16 protein-coding genes and 1 pseudogene are annotated in these 20,555 nt (G+C 33.6%); 9 read left to right on the top strand and 8 right to left on the bottom strand.

The window, feature by feature from the left end:
* Position 1: 1 nt before the first annotated feature.
* Positions 2-1,207 (top strand): MFS transporter, encoded by a 1,206-nt coding sequence (locus tag H0I41_RS00175; protein ID WP_135014511.1) that lies wholly within the window; start codon positions 2-4, stop codon positions 1,205-1,207.
* A gap of 391 nt (positions 1,208-1,598) precedes the next feature.
* On the opposite strand, the gene H0I41_RS00180 is transcribed toward H0I41_RS00175, so the two are convergent.
* A complete protein-coding gene (locus tag H0I41_RS00180) occupies positions 1,599-2,288 on the bottom strand; it encodes a DUF975 family protein (RefSeq protein ID WP_011161265.1) in 690 nt (229 codons plus the stop codon).
* 135 nt (positions 2,289-2,423) lie between these two features.
* On the opposite strand from H0I41_RS00180, the gene H0I41_RS00185 reads away from it, so the two are divergent.
* Positions 2,424-3,131: a YjjG family noncanonical pyrimidine nucleotidase gene (locus H0I41_RS00185; RefSeq protein WP_011161266.1), complete on the top strand. Its 708-nt coding sequence runs from the start codon at positions 2,424-2,426 to the stop codon at positions 3,129-3,131.
* A 34-nt stretch (positions 3,132-3,165) separates the two neighbouring features.
* Here the strand turns inward: H0I41_RS00185 and H0I41_RS00190 are convergent, their stop codons facing one another.
* Together H0I41_RS00190 and H0I41_RS00195 are read right to left on the bottom strand one after the other, a co-directional pair.
* Positions 3,166-4,005: a DegV family protein gene (locus H0I41_RS00190; RefSeq protein ID WP_011161267.1), complete on the bottom strand. Its 840-nt coding sequence runs from the start codon at positions 4,003-4,005 to the stop codon at positions 3,166-3,168.
* Between the two features lie 120 nt (positions 4,006-4,125).
* A complete protein-coding gene (locus H0I41_RS00195) occupies positions 4,126-4,311 on the bottom strand; it encodes a hypothetical protein (protein WP_004896308.1) in 186 nt (61 codons plus the stop codon).
* Between the two features lie 189 nt (positions 4,312-4,500).
* Here H0I41_RS00195 and H0I41_RS00200 point away from each other — a divergent pair, with 189 nt between their 5' ends.
* A complete protein-coding gene (locus H0I41_RS00200; protein WP_135014512.1) occupies positions 4,501-6,108 on the top strand; it encodes an ABC transporter ATP-binding protein in 1,608 nt (535 codons plus the stop codon).
* 14 nt (positions 6,109-6,122) lie between these two features.
* Here the strand turns inward: H0I41_RS00200 and H0I41_RS00205 are convergent, their stop codons facing one another.
* Positions 6,123-6,932: a helix-turn-helix domain-containing protein gene (locus H0I41_RS00205; protein ID WP_086874540.1), complete on the bottom strand. Its 810-nt coding sequence runs from the start codon at positions 6,930-6,932 to the stop codon at positions 6,123-6,125.
* 154 nt (positions 6,933-7,086) lie between these two features.
* On the opposite strand from H0I41_RS00205, the gene H0I41_RS00210 reads away from it, so the two are divergent.
* On the top strand, positions 7,087-9,006 hold the full coding sequence (locus tag H0I41_RS00210) for an elongation factor G (RefSeq protein ID WP_011161270.1): 1,920 nt from the start codon (positions 7,087-7,089) through the stop codon (positions 9,004-9,006).
* 254 nt (positions 9,007-9,260) lie between these two features.
* Here the strand turns inward: H0I41_RS00210 and H0I41_RS00215 are convergent, their stop codons facing one another.
* On the bottom strand, positions 9,261-10,595 hold the full coding sequence (locus H0I41_RS00215) for a ClC family H(+)/Cl(-) exchange transporter (protein WP_011161271.1): 1,335 nt from the start codon (positions 10,593-10,595) through the stop codon (positions 9,261-9,263).
* Between the two features lie 314 nt (positions 10,596-10,909).
* Positions 10,910-12,856, bottom strand: coding sequence for a M13 family metallopeptidase (locus tag H0I41_RS00220; protein ID WP_135014513.1), 1,947 nt, complete (start codon positions 12,854-12,856; stop codon positions 10,910-10,912).
* A gap of 100 nt (positions 12,857-12,956) precedes the next feature.
* Between H0I41_RS00220 and H0I41_RS00225 the strand changes: the two genes are divergently transcribed.
* On the top strand, positions 12,957-13,763 hold the full coding sequence (locus tag H0I41_RS00225) for a helix-turn-helix domain-containing protein (RefSeq protein WP_135014514.1): 807 nt from the start codon (positions 12,957-12,959) through the stop codon (positions 13,761-13,763).
* On the opposite strand, the pseudogene H0I41_RS00230 reads toward H0I41_RS00225, so the two are convergent.
* Positions 13,760-14,808, bottom strand: a pseudogene (locus H0I41_RS00230) (IS30 family transposase). The gene H0I41_RS00225 and the pseudogene H0I41_RS00230 overlap by 4 nt on opposite strands.
* A 107-nt stretch (positions 14,809-14,915) precedes the next feature.
* The gene (locus H0I41_RS00235; protein WP_135014515.1) at positions 14,916-15,842 is read right to left on the bottom strand and encodes a magnesium transporter CorA family protein; all 927 of its coding nucleotides are present in this window, start codon (positions 15,840-15,842) and stop codon (positions 14,916-14,918) included.
* Between the two features lie 303 nt (positions 15,843-16,145).
* Here H0I41_RS00235 and H0I41_RS00240 point away from each other — a divergent pair, with 303 nt between their 5' ends.
* The 4 genes from H0I41_RS00240 to H0I41_RS00255 all read left to right on the top strand — a co-directional run bounded on the left by H0I41_RS00240 (position 16,146) and on the right by H0I41_RS00255 (position 20,489).
* On the top strand, positions 16,146-16,307 hold the full coding sequence (locus H0I41_RS00240; protein WP_004898353.1) for a CsbD family protein: 162 nt from the start codon (positions 16,146-16,148) through the stop codon (positions 16,305-16,307).
* Positions 16,308-16,346: 39 nt separating this feature from the next.
* Complete coding sequence (locus tag H0I41_RS00245) at positions 16,347-16,613, top strand: GlsB/YeaQ/YmgE family stress response membrane protein (protein ID WP_004898354.1); 267 nt, start codon at positions 16,347-16,349, stop codon at positions 16,611-16,613.
* Positions 16,614-16,749: 136 nt separating this feature from the next.
* Positions 16,750-17,577, top strand: coding sequence for an exodeoxyribonuclease III (locus H0I41_RS00250; protein WP_061400913.1), 828 nt, complete (start codon positions 16,750-16,752; stop codon positions 17,575-17,577).
* 62 nt (positions 17,578-17,639) lie between these two features.
* Positions 17,640-20,489: a DUF3427 domain-containing protein gene (locus H0I41_RS00255; RefSeq protein ID WP_135014516.1), complete on the top strand. Its 2,850-nt coding sequence runs from the start codon at positions 17,640-17,642 to the stop codon at positions 20,487-20,489.
* Positions 20,490-20,555 lie beyond the last annotated feature (66 nt).

Raw genomic sequence — 20,555 nt, forward strand, 5'->3', positions numbered from 1 at the left:
TATGAGTCTTTTAAGAACAAGAAAGAATATAATAGAATATTTACTTTCATACGCACTAACAACTGTAGCAACGGCTTTGCCTCATGCAGTTTTGACCATCATATTATTTCAAAAGGGCCTTTCTTTAGCCCAAATAATGATGGTTCAAACTGCATATAGTATAGCAGTATTTATTTTTGAATATCCTAGTGGATTATGGGCTGATCTTTATTCAAAAAAATTTTTATTTGTTTTATCAAGAATATTACTAATAATAATGATGGTAATTGTTCTGCTTATGCGGAATACAATCTGGATGGAAATAGCTTGGTTCATCTATGGAATTTCGAGTGCTTTAGACAGTGGTACCTTAGATGCAGATATAATAAATTCTCTAAAAAAAGATAATAAAAAATCAAAATTAGGTAGATTTATTAGTATTAGTAATCAATTAGACTTTATAGCTTTACTTCTTGGAAGTACTATTGGCTCGTGGTTATATTATGCATTAGGAATAAAATTTTATTATATAGGAATTGGATTGGTAATATTAGCTATAATTTCAATCCTAGATTATAAACAAAATGTTGGTGCTTCAAAGGAAGATAATATAACCTTGGTCAAGGAAATAAAGAGTGGTTTAAAAGAGGTTAAGAATTCGAAATTAATGCAATTAATGATGGCTCTTACATTTTCAGGCCAATTCTTTTTTCAAGCACATTATCAATTATGGCAAGGATTGTTTTTGTATAAAGGTTTCAATAAACACAATTTTTATTTATTATATATTATTTTCCAATTAATAAGTTTAGGCACTTATAGTATAAATTTAAATATCAAAAAAAATAAAATAAAAATTATTGGTTTTAGCACCATAGTAGTATTATCTTTGTCAATGATTCTTTTTTTGATTACTAAATCTTATTATTTCGTTTTTAGTTATATGTTTTTAATCTTTATATTTACACTAGTTGAATATTATTGTAATGTTATGTTCTCAACTATAGTATCTGTAGAAAGAATTTCATCTTTAACATCATTACGGTCAAGTATTGGTAGAATTGGAGCAATTTGTTCCATGGTAGTATCAAGTATACTGTTAACTAAACTAAATGTACTTGATGTTGTTGCTATTAATTTTGGAATAGCAATTTTTACAACTTTGGCTATAGGTATAGTATTGTATAGTCGAAATAGAGAAACATTATTTTCAGAAAAAGAGGAATAAGTATATTGAAATGATTGAAAAGTAGAACTAGGACGTATGGGTACTAATCAAATCATTTTAGTTATAAAAAGTTTAATCTTGTTAAATTTAGTTTGTAAATGAAAAACAGTAATAGAAAAGAGTCTGACTAGATTAAACTGTTTTAAGTTTAACGTTACGTTATAACTTTCTGTACATAAAAAATGATCCTAATTTTAATTATTTATGTTGTCTACTTAGGTAGGATCATATCAGGTTAACAAACCTTGATTTAATAGGATGTTTGTGTAGAACTAAAGCCCAAAATTTATTAAAAATAATAGGAATGTCTCTCTTGAAACTAAGGAAACAATTGAATAAAAAATAACCGCTACAACGCTCAGGCGCTATAGCGGTTATTTTTATGTGATATTTAATTATTAGCAACTAATGAACGATAAAAGTTAGCTTTGGTTTGACGGTAGTAAGGCACAATCCAGATGAATCCAATACCAAAAGTAATAATACCCAATAAACCCCAGCCAATGAAGCTTAAGTCTAAGACGAATAAGTCCATCTTGTGTCCGTCCATTAAATGACGACTTTCAGTAATTGCTTCAGTTGCTCCTATATCAGTTTGTCCGGCAGCAAATTTATCCTTTAAGATATATGGCGTCATGGCATAAGAATATCCCTTAATGAAGGCAGGAATAATAAATGCGAATAACCATAAAGTAATAAAAAGATTGGTCATAAAAAGAGTAAACAAACTATTCTTGAAACGTCCATTGCTGTAGGCACTGAAAATACCAACATACCAAGGCTCTTTCTTTCCTGTTTCAACGAAATCTAGGATAGTATAAGCAACTCCCCATAAAACTAAACCAGTAATTAAGCCGACAATAAATGTCGAAAGATCATAACCAGGCTTATAACCTTGAATTAATGTTTCATTGTTATAGCGAAGAATTGAGTAGGTAAAATCTTTTCCGGTCCAGATCCAACGATTAATATCCATGATGACGGCGTTAAATAACCAGGCAAAAATAGTTAGACAAATAGCCCAGCCCCAATTGCCACGTAATTGATCTTTGGATGCTTGTTTCATTTGTGCACGTGTCATAGATTGCTTTCCTCCATAATATGCTAAATATATATCCATCTTATCTTATTACTTTGAATACAGATAGGATAAAATTAAAATTTCTCAACTTTTGTTATAATCGAAATACTAAATTAAATCGAAGAAGGGTTGCTCATGAAATATAAACAATTAATTTTTGACGTTGATGATACTTTAATTGACTTTGCTGCTACGGAAGATTCATCCCTGCATGCATTGTTTAAATCACATAAGCTGCCTCTCTCATCTGACTTGCAGAAACAATACCATACGTACAATCAAGGACTTTGGCGCAAGCTTGAATTGGGTGAAATTACTTATGAAGAATTAAGCGAGATGACATTTCATGACTTTATTAAGGAACATTTCGGTCTAGAAGTAGATGGAAATGAATGGATGAATGAATATCGCTCTTACTTTGGTGAAGCTCATCAATTGCTACCAGGTGTGGAAGATACGCTGAAATTTGCCAAAAAACAAGGCTATAAGTTAACAGTCTTAAGTAATGGTGAAAAGTTCATGCAGCGCCATCGCTTAGAATTAGCAGGTATCAAAGACTACTTTGATTTGATTGTAACGTCTGAAGAAGCTCATTATTCTAAGCCAAATCCGCATGCTTTTGATTATTTCTTTAGCCGCACAGAGATTGGGCCAAATGAGACTTTATTCTTTGGGGATGGATTGCAGTCAGATATCTTAGGTGCTGAAAAATATGGCTTTGACAGTATTTGGTATAATCACCGTCACCGTAAGGATAATATTGGACTTCATCCCTTATTTGAGGTTGAAACATATCCAGAATTTGTTAAATTAATGCAAAACGATTTTAAGAAGACATATTAAAAGGAGTGCTTAAGCACTCCTTTTGTGTTACTATTTATTCTTTTTCAAAACCAACCATTAAGCCGCCTTCTTCAGCATAGAAGCTGCAAAGTGCGCCACATTCGCCGATAGTAACTTTAGCATCTGGGAAGTTATCTAAGATAATTTCTTTCATGCTTAAAGCAGAGCCCTCATTTTGCACATGGTCAATTTGAACGCGGCCTCCGCGATAGCCAGCTTTAACCATATCATCTAATAGTTTTCTTCTAGCCTTCTTAGCCCCGCGTGCCTTACCCAAAAGTTCAAATTCGCCTTTATTGTTGGCAGTTCCGATAACGAAAAGCTTTAACAAACCAGCAATTTTAGCGACAGCTGGAGTAATCCGTCCATTGTTACCTAGATTGGTTAAATCCTGCAACGCAAACATTAAATCAAGGTGATGTTGATATTCTTCTGTTGCTTTAACAATCTCTTCAAAAGATTTTCCAGCACTTGCCAAACTAGCAATCTTTTCTGCAAGTAGTCTTAATTGTGGACCAGCTGAACGAGAATCAAAGACTAAAATTTTAGCTTTTGGATTCTTTTCATGATAAATTTTAGCAGCTTGGGTAGCTGAATTATAACTACCAGAGAGTGCGCTAGTTAAAGTAATGACAAAGATTTCGTCGCTACCTTCAAAGGCCTTAAGCCAGTCATTTACATTTGGACAGGCAGAAGTTGATTTGTTTTTAGTATGCTTTAAGGTGTAGAGAAATTTATCTAGATCAATATCAGGCGTATCGAGCCAAAGCTTGCTATCAACGTGAAGTGATAAAGGAACAGTAACATGATCAATTCCATCGATTTGATCAGCTGTGATATTCGCAGTTGAATCTGTAATAATTTTTATCGGCATATAGATTACCTCGAATTAAATATATTAAGCTGTTTTCTTTCAGTCTAAAATAATATGGATAGTAAAGTCAAAGAAAATGCTATCAGTACAAAAAAGGTCAGCCCGAGAGCTGACCCATTGTTAATGTGAAAATACTAGTCCTAATAAGCCGCCTAAGGCAACTAAAGCCAGAAGGGGCAATACTAGATAAGAAACGAAGGCAAATAGCAGTCCGATCACGATTAAGAAACCAACGATCTTCAAAATGCCAATTCCTAGTTTCCAGAACAGCCAAATAATTAATAAGGCTAATAAAAGTGAAAACATATTTCGAACCTTCTTATAAAAATCAATTATATTTTGATATTAATCATATTACGAATTAAGGAGAAAGTATAGATAAGTTTTTATTAAGAATATTTAGGATAATTTTCGTTAACGAAAGTTGCGTTCAAATACGATAAACTAAGAACATTTTAACCTTTTTATCTAAAAATGATGATAGAGGTGAAGAAAATGAAATACTTATTGAGATATTTAAAAAAAGAACCAGTAAAGGTTGGTATCGTAATTATCCTAACAATTATTACTTCAGCTTTACGAGTTACTCATGCTTTAATCAATGTAAATATTCTAAATTCTTTGATCAAATTACAGCTGCATAACTTTTTTAACTGGGTAATGGTTGATATTGGAGTATTTGCAATCCTATCTATTTTTCTAATTTTACTTCAAATTCAAACAGCTAAAACAATTGAATTTTTATGCTTGGATTTAAGAAAGGATATTGTTCGCCAAATTGCTAATAAGCCAATTATGAAATACCAGGAAAAAGATACAGGAGTATATGCTTCCTGGTTAACTAATGATATGAATACAATCGAAAATAATGGCTTTTATAATATTTTACAATCCATTCAAGTCATTACCGACCCATTATTTTCAATTATTGCCTTACTACAATTTTCTTGGACATTTATTCCTTTAATTTTACTAGTCTCATTTTTAACAGTTTTTTTACCACAAATTGTTCATGATAGATTAGCTAGTGCGAGTTTATCAACTACTCAAGCTAATGAAAATTTACTTAGTACTATTAATGATGGCTTAAGGGGTTTTGCAACATATTCTATTTTTGGCGTTGAGAGACAACTTGAAAATAGAATTACTGGTGCCACGATGACCTTAATTGGTAAGAAAGTACGACAAGCGAAATATCAAGCAGTAGCTAATAATATTGCTGGTTTTTCAAATATTTTAGGACAAACTGGTATTGAAGCTTGGACTGGTTTTCTAGCTCTGCAAAAAAGTATTTCCATTGGTGTAATCGGATCTTCAGGAAATTTGTCCTACAATGTTTTTAATTCATTAGCTGCGATTGCACCAATGTGGGCAGAAATGACTGCATTGACACCAATTTTTGAAAAATATCATCTTGATGATAAAAATAAGCCTAAACAAACTGGTAGAACACTTGAAAATAATGATTTTCAATGTTTAGATATTGAGAATCTACAAATTTCTTTTGGAGATAAACCAGTTTTTAAGCAACCATTAAATTTACATATAAGTAAAAATCAAAAGATTGCTCTTGATGGCGATTCTCGTAGTGGTAAAAGTACACTTTTAAAAATAATTTCAGGTCAAATAAAAAATTATCAGGGGTCAGTTAAAATTAATAATCAAGATGAAAAAACTCTCAGTTATGATGCCATTAGAGAAACATTGATTTATGTGGATCAGATTCCATATTTATTTAACGGGACAATTCGTTATAACTTAGAATTAGGAGAGCACTTTAGCGATCAAGAAATATTCGATGCCTTAAGAAAAGCTAATTTGCTTGATTATGTTAAAGAGTTACCAGCAGGATTAAATACAAAAGTTGGCGAAAATGGCACAAAAATGTCTGGAGGACAGAAGCAGAGATTAGCTTTAGCTCGTGGCTTACTAAGAAATAGAAAGCTATTTTTATTAGATGAAAGTACAAGCAGTTTAGATAAGAAAAGTGCTCTGAATGTTGAAAATATCTTTTTGAGTCAGCCAGATATTACGGTTATTTTTGTTAGCCACCAGCTACATGATGAAAACAAACAGAAATTTGATAGGATCATTAAGATATAAAAGAGATGAATATACTATATTTTCGGTAACATACTTACAAAGTCACTATATCCTGCAAGCTTTAAAACGTTGGTTATTTCCTGACAAGTAGCAGGATCCTTTTGAAAAACAGACGCATAATATTTTCCAAGTAACTTTATAAATAGGACGGGCCCTTTGCTATTAATGGTTGAGATATATGATAATACCTCTTGGATTAACTTTGTGGAGTTTTTCTCATAGCAATTATCTAGGTAATTAATACAGATTGCGCCAATACATTCTTGCAAAGAACTTTGTAGAATATTTGGATTAGAATATTTCGCTAAGATAGTACCTACTAAAAAGTTCAGCTCATCTATATCGTAGATACGCATTGTTTCTCTAAAAATTTGAAGGGAATGAATATTCCAATTGTTGTTGACGAGAATGTATTGTTTCAGTTTATTTTTTAATTCAATTGGAATTTCTTTAGCTTTAGGAAGATAGACCTCTAAAGTAAGCTGCAATTGCAATTTATAATACTCAGTTTGGCGATTATTAGGAAGTAAATCTATCTCCTGTTTTATTTTTAATAATTTATCTCTGCTTTTTTGCTCAAAAGCTACAGAAATTTTATCCATAATATCTTCTGAGATATTTTCTTTATCATTTAGATTTTCAAAAAAATAGGTAGCGTTTATTTGATGTTTATTAAGAATTTGAAGGAGATCGTTAGTCCCAATATCGTGAATATTTCTTTCAACTTTTGAATAAAAAGAGGTTGAGACTACATTTGTAGCCATTTCTGTTTGAGTTAATCCTAGTTGTTTTCTAAGATTTAGCAATGCTTCACCAATTGTCATTCTGTATACCTCAAATTTAATTTTTTAATAATAATTTTATTTACCGCTTATTCTATCATGCTATAGGATGATAATAATTTCAATTACATTAATAAGCTATAATAAAAAGAAATTACCACAAATTTACTACGATTACATTTAGAAAACTAGAAAAATGAAAAAACTAACAACAGGAATTTTAGCCCATGTAGATGCTGGAAAAACTACCTTGTCAGAAGGCATGCTCTACAAAAGTGGCACATTGAGAAAATTAGGTGCAGTTGATAAAGGAACTGCATATTTAGATAGTGATGATTTAGAAAAGAAGCGCGGAATTACGATTTTTTCCCATATTGCGCGTATTCAAACCGGTAATAGTGAATTACAAATTTTAGATACGCCGGGCCATATTGATTTCGCTCAAGAAATGGAAGAGACGTTAAGTGTTTTAGATTATGCCATCTTAGTTGTATCAGCCAGTGAAGGGGTAACTGGATACACCCGCACTCTTTGGAGCTTACTAAAAAAGCATCAAATTCCAGTTTTTATCTTTGTTAATAAAATGGATACCTTGAAGGCTGATAAGGAGAATATTCTTAAGCAACTTAATGAGCTGGATGACAATTTTATTGAGTTTGGTAATCAAGATGCAGATTTTTATGAAAAAGTAGCTACTGCAGATGAAACAACCTTAGATCAATATCTAGAACTTGGAAAAATAGAAGATAGTGCAGTCAAAAAATTAATCAATCAAAGAAAAATTTTTCCAGTATATTTTGGTGCAGCTTTAAAATTAATTGGAATAGACGAATTTCTAGCGGGCTTAGATAAGTGGACTGATGGAAAAAAGTATACAAATGACTTTGGAGCTAGAATTTTCAAGGTTTCTTATGATGAAAAAGGCGAACGCTTAACTTGGTTAAAAGTTACCGGTGGTAGTTTAAAAGCCAAGACCGAGATATTTCCTGACGAAAAGGTGAATGAAATTCGTCGCTATAACGGCACTAAGTATCAAGTCATTCCGCAGGCAGAAGCTAGCGAAATTATTGCTGTCAGCGGCTTGAAAAGTACTTATCCCGGACAAGGATTAGGCTTTGAAAATGATCAGACTAATTTTACTGTTCAGCCGGTTTTAACTTATGCAGTAAAAGTTGACTCAGCTAACACAAATGCTTGTTTGCAGGCATTAAAACAGCTTGAAGATGAGAACCCTCAACTACATGTTAAGTGGAACAAGCAGACACAAGAGATAAGTATTGATGTTTTGGGAAAGATTCAATTAGAGATTCTCCAGCAACTATTACGCGATCGCTTTAATTTAGAAGTTGAATTTACTCAGGGCAAGATCCTTTACCAAGAAAGTATTAAAGCTTCAGTTGAAGGGGTTGGTCACTTTGAACCTTTGAGACACTATGCAGAAGTTCACTTGTTACTCACTCCTGGTAAAAACGGAAGCGGCTTAGTTTTCAAAAATAATTGTAGTTTAGAAGTTTTGCCTAAAAAATGGCAAGATCAAGTGATGGAGAGTTTATCTAATAAAGAACACTTAGGTGTCTTAACTGAGTCGCCCATTACAGATCTTGAAATTACTCTAGTTGGAGGCCGGGGAAGCAATGTTCATACAGTTGGCGGAGATTTTCGTGAGGCAACTTATCGTGCAGTGCGGCAAGGATTAATGGAGCTAAAGGCTAGAAAACAAGTTTATTTACTTGAACCTTGGTACCAATTCACTCTAAGAATTAATCAGGATCAAGTTGGTCGGGCGATTAATGATATTGAGAGAATGGGTGGAAAATTTGAACTCGGAGAAAGTAGTGGGAACGTCACTACGATTAGCGGTCAAGCACCGGTAGCGCAGATGCAGGATTATGCTACTGAAGTTAGAAACTACACGCATGGTACTGGACAACTAGAATGTTTATTCTTGGGTTATCGAGAATGTAAAGATAGTGCTGCTATTATTGAAGAAATGGCTTATGATCCACTATCTGACATTAACAATACTCCTAACTCCGTCTTCTGCTCCCATGGCGCAGGTCATACAGTTCTGTGGAATGAGGTACCAAGTCATGCCCAGTATCCATATTTAGGATAAATTGCTGCACGATTTTGGTAGATCAAGCTAAATAATTTTTGCAGTAAAACGCTTTCATTATTTATGAAAAGGTGCTATATTAAAAGTGTGAAATAGCTCTAGTAGAAGTCACGATTAGGATTGTTAATATTTATATTTTTTATTAAGTCGACGATACTCTAGCTATTGCAATTCATAAATATATTTTATAAGAAAAGGAAGTTCTGATTAATGAACTTCCTTTTTTGGTGCTAATAGAAATGTAGTTAAAGTAACTACTTGAATCCCATTTGCTTGCGTAGGACCGTGTAGATTGGTTCTCCACCTAAGAGAGCTAGAATTAGATAGGCAATAAAGACACTCATAATCATTGGCAAAACTTGTTCTACTGTTCCGATCATTTCTGTCAACAAAATAATTGCGGTAAATGGGGCGCGCAAAATTGCTCCGAGGTAGGCTGCCATAGAGACAACAATGATATTAGTATAGTTGTCAGTAGGAATTAGGCCTAAGTGAATAAATATAGTCGCAAAAATCGTCCCCATTAAAGCCCCTAAAACTAAAATCGGCATAAAAGTACCACCAGGAATAGAACTACAATAAGAAATCATAGAAAAGATTAATCTTAGTAGAAAGAAGACAACTGGAATTAGAATCCAGGAAAGTTGCCCTAGTTTTTCTTCTTGGATAATTAAAGGATTGTGAAAGAGTGAATCGATCAAGTAATGTGATCCACCCAAAACATGAGGAAAGGCAAGTCCAATAGGAATAACTAATAGAAGTGGAACAATACTGTGATATTGTATGGGAATAATTTTTATCTTGCTAAAAAGCCATTTAGTATTTAAAAGAGAACGTTGATATCCATATGCCATTAGCCCGGCTACAATTCCGATAGTAATTAATGACCAGTAGGAGTGAACGGGCAATTTTTTAGCAATGGGAAGATAAAGACAGGGACGCGTTCCAAAAAATATAATAGTAACTAAGTCAGCTGAAGCAGCAGCCCCTAAAGCGCTGATGCATTCTTTAGGGTTAAAAGAATGGGTAATAACTTCAACAAGGAAAAAAACACCTGCAAGTGGAGCTGAGACGGCGGCACTAAGGCCGGCCGCAATTCCCGCGCATTGAAGCAAACGTCTATCTTCTTCACTACATTCAAAAATATTTTCTGCAAAACCTTGACCTACTAAAGCACCCATTTGAATACATGGACCTTCGCGACCAAGAAAAAGTCCCATTGAGCTTACTAAGAGACCACCTACGAATTTTCGCCATAAAACGGGAAACCATTTAACTTCGTGTTCTCCCATTAATGTTGCTTCTACTTGAGGAATACCTGATCCCGATAGGTCTAGTAAATATGGTTTAATAATTTTGCTCACAAGGATACAAATAAAAAAAGTAAAAATTGTATATAGACCGATCCATTGGGGATGGGATGCCATGTAGGGATAGAGAAAGTATAAAAAATGCATGCTTTTATCGATAACAAATCGAAAAATACTGACTATCATTCCTATAATTAATCCAATAATGATGCTCTGAATTAAAATCTGTGGCACTCGGGTAGTAAAGGGGCGTCTAAGAAAATCTTTAGCAGGCTTCATAATTGTGACTTCTTTCATGTATACGTTGTTAGGTTTATTGTATGCCGAAAGAAGAAAAGAAAACAAATAATAGATGGCAAAAGAGCCCTACTAGATCAATGATTTTGATCTAGTAGGGCTCTTTTGCACTGAATCACCTGTATTCCTAAATGACCAGTCTAAGTGTATGTGCAGCTCAAAAAAGAGGTACGTTGATGTGATAAAGAGTGAGATCTGAAACTACTCAATACGTAATTTCTATTTAAATATAATTTTTAGCTAAATCTTCCTTGCTTTTTGTCCTAACCAAAAATTTCCAGTAAAATTTACTTTTCTTACCAAATATGAACCCTCTTTTCGGGATCAAGCCACATTCCGTTGGCTGGCTGGATATTAAAAGTTTGATAGAAATCATCAATGCACTGAGCAGGTACATTTGATCTGAGTTCACTTGGGGCATGAGAATCATAGGCAATGACTGATTTTCTAAATTGGGGCATCATCTTACCACGCCAAATTTTAGCCCATGCTTGAAATACCTCTTGTAGATTACCATTTTCTTTTTTTGCGGTTTCTACAGCAACAGTTAATCCACCTAAGTCGGCTACATTCTCCCCAACGGTTAACTTGCCATTAGTCTTAAGACCACCACAAATAATACCATCAAATAATTCTATTTCAGCTTGTGAAAGTTCAGTAAATTTGTTGTAATCTTCTTCACTCCACCAGTTACGAATATTACCAAATTCGTCAAATTTAGACCCGTTGGGATCAAAAGCGTGGGTAATTTCATGAGCAATTACTGCACCAATACCACCTAGATTTTCACTCAAGGTATTATCTGAACTATAAAACGGCTTTTGCAGAATTGCAGCGGGGAAAGTAATATCATTTTTTGTTGGATCATAGAAAGCATTGATTAAATTTGCTGGAGCACCTGGTCCCCAAAGAGTCCGGTCAACTGGTTTATATAATTCATTAAAACTATACTGTACCCATGTCTTATTAGCAGCAGATATATTTTCATATAATGATTTATTTGTTGAAACTTGAATGTCATTATACACGTCACTAATTTTATCGGGATAGCCAATTTTTAGGGTTATATGATCGAGTTTTTTTAGTGCTTCATTTTTAGTAGATTCACTAAGCCAGCTGTTATCTTGCAATCTTTGCTTATAAGTTTCAAGCATTTTATTAATCATTTGCTCAACATTAGCTTTTGCGGTTGAGCCAAAATATGATTGGGCGTAATAAATACCAATGACTTCCGCAAAGACTCTGTTAGCAACCCTGTAAGCTTGTTTTTCTGTAGAAGGTAATTCTCTAACACCCTCTACAGCCTGCTTGTAGGGAAAAGCAGCCTTTTGAAATTCTTCCGAAAGATAATCAGCGGAACTATTGACAAATTTTACTAATATCCAGCTTTTAAGTTCTTCGAAGTTTTCGGGATTAACAAGTTCATTAATGTGCTTTAAATAATCTGGTTCGATAACAATAATTTTTTCAGGTACTTTAGAGAAAAGGCTATTTAAAAGCTGCTCTATATCTAAAAATTCGAAAGAAGAAGCAAATTGTTGAGTTGAATAAGCATTATACATGCTAGCAAAATCATTTATTTCTTCTTGAGATTTTTTATGTTTGGCTAATTTTTTATCAAATCGAACTGCATTAGTGGCAATTTGTTTACTGTCTTCAGAACTAAGACCGGCTAGAGTTAAGAGCTTAGCCGATTGCTTTTCGAAAGTGTTCAATAATTCTTCAGAAGAAGGATCCTTATAAGCGGAGGCATCTGGTAAAAATGAATTTGGTGAGGCAAAATACAAAGAATTTTGAGAAGTATTTTTCATATCCGCATCTACATAAAAATAGAGGGGTAAGGAAAAAGCATCTTTAATTAATTGAGCTAAATTTTGGTTAAAATCAGAGAATCTAGATAAAGAAAGCAGCTTTTGGAGATCAGGTTTGATTGGTTGAGCACTATCAGCATTTCTCTTATCAAAATCTAAAGTTAGCTTATACAAAGTGATAGCTTTGTCCAAATTATCTAAGTCCGGCAACTTCTTCTTATTAAAAGCGAAGTTATCAAAATCCTTCAGAAGTTGTTTTCTAATTTTAGTGTCTAATTCTACGAAACTGTCCATAAGTGGACGATCGGCTGGAATTTTTGCTTTTTCAAGCCACTGTGAATTAGTAGCTAAGTATAAGTTGTCTTGAAGTTTAACATTGGTATTTGCTACAGCAGAATCACCTAAGCCACCACGAATTCTAAAAGTATTCATAATTAATTACTCCTTTAAATTTAATTGTTGAATTAAGTCTAACAAAGAATTAATATTATTTTAATAAAATTCGTATTCGAATTATTTTGAGGTGTAAAAGATGACTATTGGCGAATTGCTTAAAGACTATCGAATAAAACAAGGTAAAACTCAAAGAGAATTTATTGCTGGAATTGTTAGTCAGTCATATTATTCAAAAGTTGAAAAGGAGATACATCGAATTACCGCAGATGATTTGTTGGAAATTTTAAATCATAATGGAATTCCAGTTAAAGAATTTTTTGAAAAATTAGAAATTGATCCAAATCAATGGCAGATTGATAAAATTAATAAACTCATGGAAGAAATAACTAAAGCTAGTTATTCGGAGCAGGCAATAGATCAAATAAGAAAAATCAGGGAAAAGGTGAAAAAGTTAGATTTGAATCCAGAATTAAAAGAGGAGGCTCTATTAATAATTGACGGATTTATAGAATTAGAAAAAGATGATCCAGAAACTTTTGATGAAAAGTTGAGAACTAAATTAAAAGAAAAGATATTTATGATGCCAGAATATAATACACATAAGCTGTCTCTTTATGCTAATTTTATAAATTTATATAATTTTGATGGTAATCTCCAAATAATAAGACTGATAAATAAGGTATTAGAAAGAAAACCGATAGAGAGGCAAGAAGAGATACTATTTGCAATTGTATTAAACGTATTGGGGCAAGCCATTAAAGAGAAAAAGTATGATAAAACAAATGAAATTATTAATTTAGTAAATCAAATCAAAGTAGTTCCCGAGTTATTTCTTTATCGTGAAATGCTTACTTTTTATGAAGAGTTAATTGCATATCATTATCTTAGGGATACTTGTCAAAAAAATTCTATCGTAAATTGCAATAATAAATTGAACACTTAGGCTGCTTGATAGATTTGATCTAATTCTCTTTCGAAGATTTCATCTGGTGTGTGGTATGCCAGGATCTTTCTTGGTAATGAATTGCACCAGGTTTCAATATCAATGATCTGTTGGAGAGAATAGTTATTGATGTACTCTCCTTTAGGAATGAATCTGCGAATAAGGCCATTGTGCCTTTCCACAGTTCCCTTATCACAAGAAGTATTGGATGAGCATAATAAACAAGAGTCTTAGAAACCTCCTCTAAATTAGCTAGATCCGCAAACTCTGAACCATTGTCAGTAGTAATCGTCTTGAAGATGTCATTCCAGTGCTCGCTGTATTGTTTCTGAAGCACTTTAAAAGCTCGCATGACACTGGCAAATGTCTTGTCAGGTATGCGAATAATCAAGAATTCACGGCTCATGCGCTCAGAAAGCGTTAATAGAACCTGATCGTCCTTGGTCTTATGCCCTAAAACAAGATCGCATTCCCAATGACCAAATTCATTACGCTGGTCAATCTCTTTAGGCCGCTCTTCGATGCTTCGTCCCAGCTTTTTCTTGTTTTTGCGAACATGATGGAGCTTGGTATTGCGTTTAAGCTTTTCAGGCAAATCATAGTTTTTGATTGTCATCAGTCCTTGATCTACGTAGTTATACAAGGTTCTGGTACAGACTGTTTGATGATGCGAGAATTCACCGATAGCTAAGCTGCGATTGGCACAAACGTCAAGCGACCAGCCGTCCTCAAAGAAATGCTTAATAACGTAGCTAATAAAGTCTGCTTTCTTCAAGAAGTCCGATTTGCGACCGCAGTGGCGACGATTAACCTGATAAACGCTTTGACCATGATCAGCCTTATAGCGCTGCTGCTTGCCATGATAGAGAGAAACAGTGCCACGTTTGACCTCATAGCTGATCGTAGAAGGAGAGCAGCCAAGTTCTCGAGCAATTGCTCTGATAGAGTAGCCGTCTTTTAAGCGAGTTTGAATAATAACTCGTTCTTCAAATGACAAGTGCTTGCCTTTAACGTGTTGATTCATGGTAGAATGTAAAGAGTCCATTTGTGACCTCGTTTTTAAATGTTGTGTGGTAACTACATTCTATCAAACAGGTCCAGATGGACTTTTATTTTTTACAAAGTGTTCAACTTAATTTTACAATCGGCGAATTATTTTAGATAATTTTTCCTCCGTAAAAAGAATGATGAAATAATAGCTAAAGCAAGTCCAAATAATAATACCCATAAAAATCCGAACTTATTTTCTTTGCCTGGCAATCCACCTACGTTCATTCCCCAAATACTACTAATTAATGCAGGGATTGAGATAATAAGTGCAACTGAGTCAAGATACTTCATTAGGTTATTTAAGTGATTATCCATCATTGCTGAAAATAATCCATTAATTGATTCTAAAAGATCTCGATAAACTTTGATTTGCTTAGTTATTTGCTGTTGTGAAAGAATTAGATCAATGATTAGGATTGAGTCAGCAAGATGCTGTTCCTTAAAAAACTTTGTGAGGGAATTGATGGATGTAGTTTGGTCGTTCATTGTGTGATTAAAGTAAACCAGCGTTTTCATTAAATCAGTTGCTTGTTTTAAGGATTGAGTTTTTGTGCTAGTACGTGCTGCATGATCTAGCTCATCAATAGCTTGTTTTATGTTGTCTAATTCCTTGTTAAATTGATAATTTTGATATAGCAATTGTTTAATTAGAAGCACTTCAACTGAAAGTTTAGTAATTGAAGTTTTATCCTGAAAAATAGGTGTCGGTGATTTTTGTAAAATTAGTATTAAATGTTGAGAATTAAATATGGCAATTGTTGGGTAAAGGGAGTCTTCAATTTCACTTTGTTTAGGGTCCAAATTAAAGGATACAAAAATATGTGCACCCTTTAATTTACAGTCGGGAAGAGCATTAAAGTGAGATACTTCAGTTGCAGAAGTTTGCTTAGTGAAAATATGCGTATCACAATTTATTGTTTTTTCTAGATGGTTTAATTCAGCAGCAGTAGGTTGAACTAAAATTATAAGTTTAGCTGATAAAAGGTCATGTGATATTAACTGCCCCTGATTATTGTACATAGTAAGCATAAAATAACCTCGTACTCTCAAATTTTTAGACTAAATATATCATAAAGAGGAAGTATAAGTAGATTTAACGCCTAGTGATGAATTATATGGTTACAATATGTGTATAGAAAATATTAATTTTTAATTAATATACATAACAAGTTATTAAGGAAATGTTAAGCTTGCAGAGCTGTAGGCAGTAGAATATCTTTATTGATTAGCTCTTGTTATGATTAAGTTAATCAATCATAAGTCATATAAAGATTAAAAATAGCTAGCTAAATCAATCTTTTATGTATTTTTAGGAAAGGAAGCCTAACTATGATGGAAGATAAACATGGAATTAAAGACAAAGTAGCAGGTAAACTTAAAGAAGTAGAAGGAAAAATCACTGGTGATAAAGCTCGTGAGGTTGAAGGAAAGGCTCAACAAGCTAAAGGAAAGGTGAAATCTAAGGCTACTGAAGTAAAAGAAGACTTAGAATAATCTACTTATTGTATATTTTAGAAATAGGAGGCGATCCCCATGCTTCACTGGATTTGGGTTTTGATTGTCGGAGGCGTAATCGGGTTGATTGCAGGAGCCATTACTCATAAAGGCGGCTCAATGAACTGGATTGCAAATATTATTGCTGGGCTAGTAGGCTCATCTCTAGGCGAGGCTTTGCTGGGTGCCTGGGGTCCGCAAGTAGCGGGAATGGCAATTGTTCCATCGTTACTAGGAGCTATTATTTTAGTTATCTTAGTTTCATGGATTATGACAATGCTATTTGGGTCAAAAGCTCATTCATAAATCATATTTAACACAATTTAAAAATTCTCTCTCAAAAGAGCAGTCTTAGTCGACTGCTTTTTTCTATGGGCGGCCTTTTAAATTTTCATAGTATAATGGATGTGATATAAAAATCTAGGTAAGAAAAGAGATAACAATGCGTTTAATTTCATGGAATATTGACTCCCTTAATGCCGCTTTAACTAGTGATTCACCGCGTGCCCAACTTACGCGTAGCGTTTTAAATACAATAAAAGAAAAAGATGCCGATATTATTGCTATTCAAGAAACTAAATTACGTTCTACAGGTCCAACGAAGAAGCACCAAGAAGTTCTTGCAGAGATGTTTCCTAACTATGACTATGTCTGGCGTTCTTCTGAAGAGCCAGCAAGAAAAGGCTATGCAGGGACGATGTTTTTATATAAAAATACTTTAACGCCTGAAGTAACTAAGCCAGCTATTGGCGCACCGGATACAATGGATTATGAGGGACGAATTTTAACCTTAGAATTCGATAATTATTATGTTACTCAAGTCTATACTCCTAATTCTGGTAATGAATTGAAGCGATTAGAAGATCGTCAAATTTGGGATGAAAAGTATACAGAATATTTACAAAAATTAGATAAAAGTAAACCAGTAATTGCGAGTGGTGACTATAATGTTGCCCATACTCCAATTGATTTGAAACACCCAGAAAATAACCACCATAACGCTGGCTTTACTGATGAAGAGCGTCAAGGCTTTGATAAATTATTGAAGCTTGGCTTTACTGATACCTTTAGAAAGGTCCATGGGAATGTAGAAGGTGTTTACTCATGGTGGGCTCAAAGAGTAAGAACTAGTAAAGACAATAACTCAGGCTGGAGAATTGACTATTACATTGTTTCTGATAGAATTGCTGATCAGGTAACTAAATCAGAAATGATCGATACCGGAGATCGTAAAGATCATTGTCCAATTATGCTAGAAATCAATTTATAATTATCCACTTGTGGATAAGTGAAGAAGATCGTTTAGGTCTTCTTTTTTAATTTAGATGGGAAGTGAAGACTGTGGATAACGTTTTAAAAGAAGCAATTTTGAATGGTTTATACAATAAAGATAAAAATAATGGCAATGAATTCTTGAGTCCCCAGTTCGTAAGTAATGATACGGAGAACAAGATCTGGTTTACTTTGCGGCAAGAATTACTGTCAGCTACTTCTTTTACTTGGGCAGTTGCATTTATTTCTGAAAATATGCTTGTTCCATTTAAATTAGTGATGTCGGAATTAGCTAAAAAAGGAATTAGCGGTACGTTAATTACAGGTACTTATCTTGGCTTTAATAGTCCGAAAGTTTTCAAGGAATTAATGAAAATACCGAACCTGAAAGTTCGGCTAAGTGAAGAAGCTGGTTTTCACGCTAAGGGATATATTTTTAATTATGAAGATTATCAAACTATTTTAATTGGGAGCGCAAATTTTACTAGATCAGCTTTATTGAAAAATTGCGAGTGGGGATTAAAAGTAACATCTCATGAAAATGGCCAATTAGTTCAAGAACTTAATAATCAAATTCAAATTACATTGACTACTAGCATTCCGCTTACCAATTCCTGGATTAGAGAATACGAGAAAAATTGGCAGCCTGTCAAAAAGACTGCTATACATTTGGTAAGTGATCGACAAAAAGATATTTTACCTAATAAGATGCAAAAAGCTGCTTTAAATAATTTAACTGCTCTAGTAAATGAGGATGCAAAAAGAGCCCTGGTCGTTTCTGCCACTGGGACTGGAAAAACATATTTGGGAGCATTTGCAGTTCGAGAATATCAACCTAAAAAGTTTCTTTATCTGGTACATCGAGAACAAATTGCTAAAAAATCTTTAGAGAGTTTTTATAAGGTAATTGGCGGAAGTCGTGAGGACTATGGTTTATTAACTGGAAATAAGCATGATTTTAATAAAAAGTATCTTTTTGGAACTATTCAAACTTTAAGTCAGGACAAAGTTTTAGCAGAATTAGATCCAAAAGAATTCGATTATATTTTAATTGATGAAGCTCACCGAGTAGCTGCTCCAACTTATCAAAAAATTTTAGAACACTTTACGCCTAAATTTTTACTAGGAATGACCGCTACGCCAGAAAGAATGGATAAGCAAAACATCTATGAAGTATTTGATTATCACTTAGCTTATGAAATTAGGCTAAAGGATGCCTTGAATGAGCAGATGTTAACACCGTTTCATTATGTGGGAGTAGAAGATTATACGGTAGGCGATGAGATAATTACTGAAACTAGTAAATTAAAAGACTTAGTTGCTGAAAAACGAGTTGATTATGTCCTTAAGCAGCTTGATTACTATGGCTATTGCGGTAAAAAAGCTAAAGGCTTAGTATTTTGTAGTCGGCAAGAAGAAGCACGAAAGTTAGCAGAATTATTTACGCAAGCTGGACACCCAGCACAAGCTCTTACTAATGAAGATAGTCAGAAGAAACGAGTAGAAGTAACTAAGAAGTTAGAAAATGGTGAATTAGAATATATATTTACCGTAGATCTATTTAACGAAGGAATCGATATTCCGTCCCTAAACCAAATTGTGATGCTCCGAAATACCCAATCGAGTATTATTTTTATTCAACAACTAGGGCGTGGGCTGCGTAAATTTCCGGGAAAAGACTATGTAACTGTAATTGATTTCCTGGGTAATTATAAGAATAATTATCTAATCCCAATTGCCTTAAATGGTGATAAGAGCCGTGACAAAGACCAAGTTGTTAGAGAAAGTAAATTACCGCAAGTTATCGATGTTTCAACAATTAACTTTACTGAGGTAGCTTCACAAAGGATTTTAGATTCACTTGAAAAAATAAAACTAGATAGCATGCGGGAGCTGAAAAAGTCCTATGAAGATTTAAAGGCAAAACTGGGTCGCGCGCCTCTTTTATATGACTTCTATCAATATGGAACAACCGCTCCAACTGTTTTTGCCAAAAATCACCTTTTAGTCCACTATGGCGATTTTTTAAAGAAAATGGGAGAAAAAGTCGAGCTAACAGATTATCAAAGTTCTGTTTTATCTTTTGTAACGAAGGAGTTGCTATTTGGTAAAAGACCGCATGAATTATTACTCTTAGAAAGTTGTTTAATTAAAGAAAAGGTAAGTGAAGCATCCTATCTGGAATTACTTAAAGGAAAAAATTGTTACGTAAATGATGCTGTACTAGAGTCAGTTGAGAAAGTTTTATCCTTAGAATTTTTTGACGTGAAACAAGGAAAAACAACGAAAAAAGAGCAGTATGGCAATGTTCCCTTAGTTGAAAAAATAGGAAAGAACTATTTATTCTCAAGTCAACTTTCACAGGCCTTAAGTGCTAATCAGGAATTTAAAGACCTATTTAGCGATGTCATAAAAACAGGCTTGGCGCTTTCAAAAGAATATAATTCTGATCAACAATTTACTTTGTATAAGCAATACGATCGTAAAGACGTTTGTCGCCTATTAAACTGGCCTAAGGATGTTTCAGCACCAATGTATGGTTATCGGGTTGGGGAAAAAGAAACGCCAATTTTTATCACTTACCAAAAAGATTCAAAGAAGAAGAGAAATGCCCGCTATCATAATACTTTAGAAAATGGGCATAGTTTACGCTGGTATACCCGTACGCCGCGTCACATTGATTCAGATGAGGTAAAACGGCTGCTTAATACAAAAGATATGAAATTACACCTATTTGTTAAGCAAAGCGATGCAGCAGGAAAGGAATTTTATTACTTAGGTACTGCCGATATCCAAAAGGATTCTGTTAAAGAAGAAAAAATAGGTTTAAAGCAAAAGAGTACAGTTGGAATGAATCTGATTCTCAAGCATCCGTTAAATCAAGCAATCTATGATTTGCTTTTCAGTTAAGAATTAAGCATAGTTTAGGATAAATTATAGAAATTCATAATAATTATTTGGTAAATTTTAAGTTGC

It is taken from the genome of Lactobacillus johnsonii, assembly GCF_014058685.1.
GTDB lineage: Bacteria > Bacillota > Bacilli > Lactobacillales > Lactobacillaceae > Lactobacillus.

What these genes read in the sequence shown, in the direction of transcription:
- H0I41_RS00175 (WP_135014511.1), top strand. Translation starts at nt 2, where the DNA reads ATGAGTCTTTTAAGAACAAGAAAGAATATAATAGAATATTTACTTTCA.
- H0I41_RS00205 (WP_086874540.1), bottom strand. Translation starts at nt 6,932, where the DNA reads ATGACAATTGGTGAAGCATTGCTAAATCTTAGAAAACAACTAGGATTA.
- H0I41_RS00250 (WP_061400913.1), top strand. Translation starts at nt 16,750, where the DNA reads ATGCGTTTAATTTCATGGAATATTGACTCCCTTAATGCCGCTTTAACT.
- H0I41_RS00245 (WP_004898354.1), top strand. Translation starts at nt 16,347, where the DNA reads ATGCTTCACTGGATTTGGGTTTTGATTGTCGGAGGCGTAATCGGGTTG.
- H0I41_RS00235 (WP_135014515.1), bottom strand. Translation starts at nt 15,842, where the DNA reads ATGCTTACTATGTACAATAATCAGGGGCAGTTAATATCACATGACCTT.
- H0I41_RS00220 (WP_135014513.1), bottom strand. Translation starts at nt 12,856, where the DNA reads ATGAATACTTTTAGAATTCGTGGTGGCTTAGGTGATTCTGCTGTAGCA.
- H0I41_RS00240 (WP_004898353.1), top strand. Translation starts at nt 16,146, where the DNA reads ATGGAAGATAAACATGGAATTAAAGACAAAGTAGCAGGTAAACTTAAA.
- H0I41_RS00210 (WP_011161270.1), top strand. Translation starts at nt 7,087, where the DNA reads ATGAAAAAACTAACAACAGGAATTTTAGCCCATGTAGATGCTGGAAAA.
- H0I41_RS00180 (WP_011161265.1), bottom strand. Translation starts at nt 2,288, where the DNA reads ATGACACGTGCACAAATGAAACAAGCATCCAAAGATCAATTACGTGGC.
- H0I41_RS00190 (WP_011161267.1), bottom strand. Translation starts at nt 4,005, where the DNA reads ATGCCGATAAAAATTATTACAGATTCAACTGCGAATATCACAGCTGAT.
- H0I41_RS00195 (WP_004896308.1), bottom strand. Translation starts at nt 4,311, where the DNA reads ATGTTTTCACTTTTATTAGCCTTATTAATTATTTGGCTGTTCTGGAAA.
- H0I41_RS00215 (WP_011161271.1), bottom strand. Translation starts at nt 10,595, where the DNA reads ATGAAGCCTGCTAAAGATTTTCTTAGACGCCCCTTTACTACCCGAGTG.
- H0I41_RS00225 (WP_135014514.1), top strand. Translation starts at nt 12,957, where the DNA reads ATGACTATTGGCGAATTGCTTAAAGACTATCGAATAAAACAAGGTAAA.
- H0I41_RS00185 (WP_011161266.1), top strand. Translation starts at nt 2,424, where the DNA reads ATGAAATATAAACAATTAATTTTTGACGTTGATGATACTTTAATTGAC.
- H0I41_RS00200 (WP_135014512.1), top strand. Translation starts at nt 4,501, where the DNA reads ATGAAATACTTATTGAGATATTTAAAAAAAGAACCAGTAAAGGTTGGT.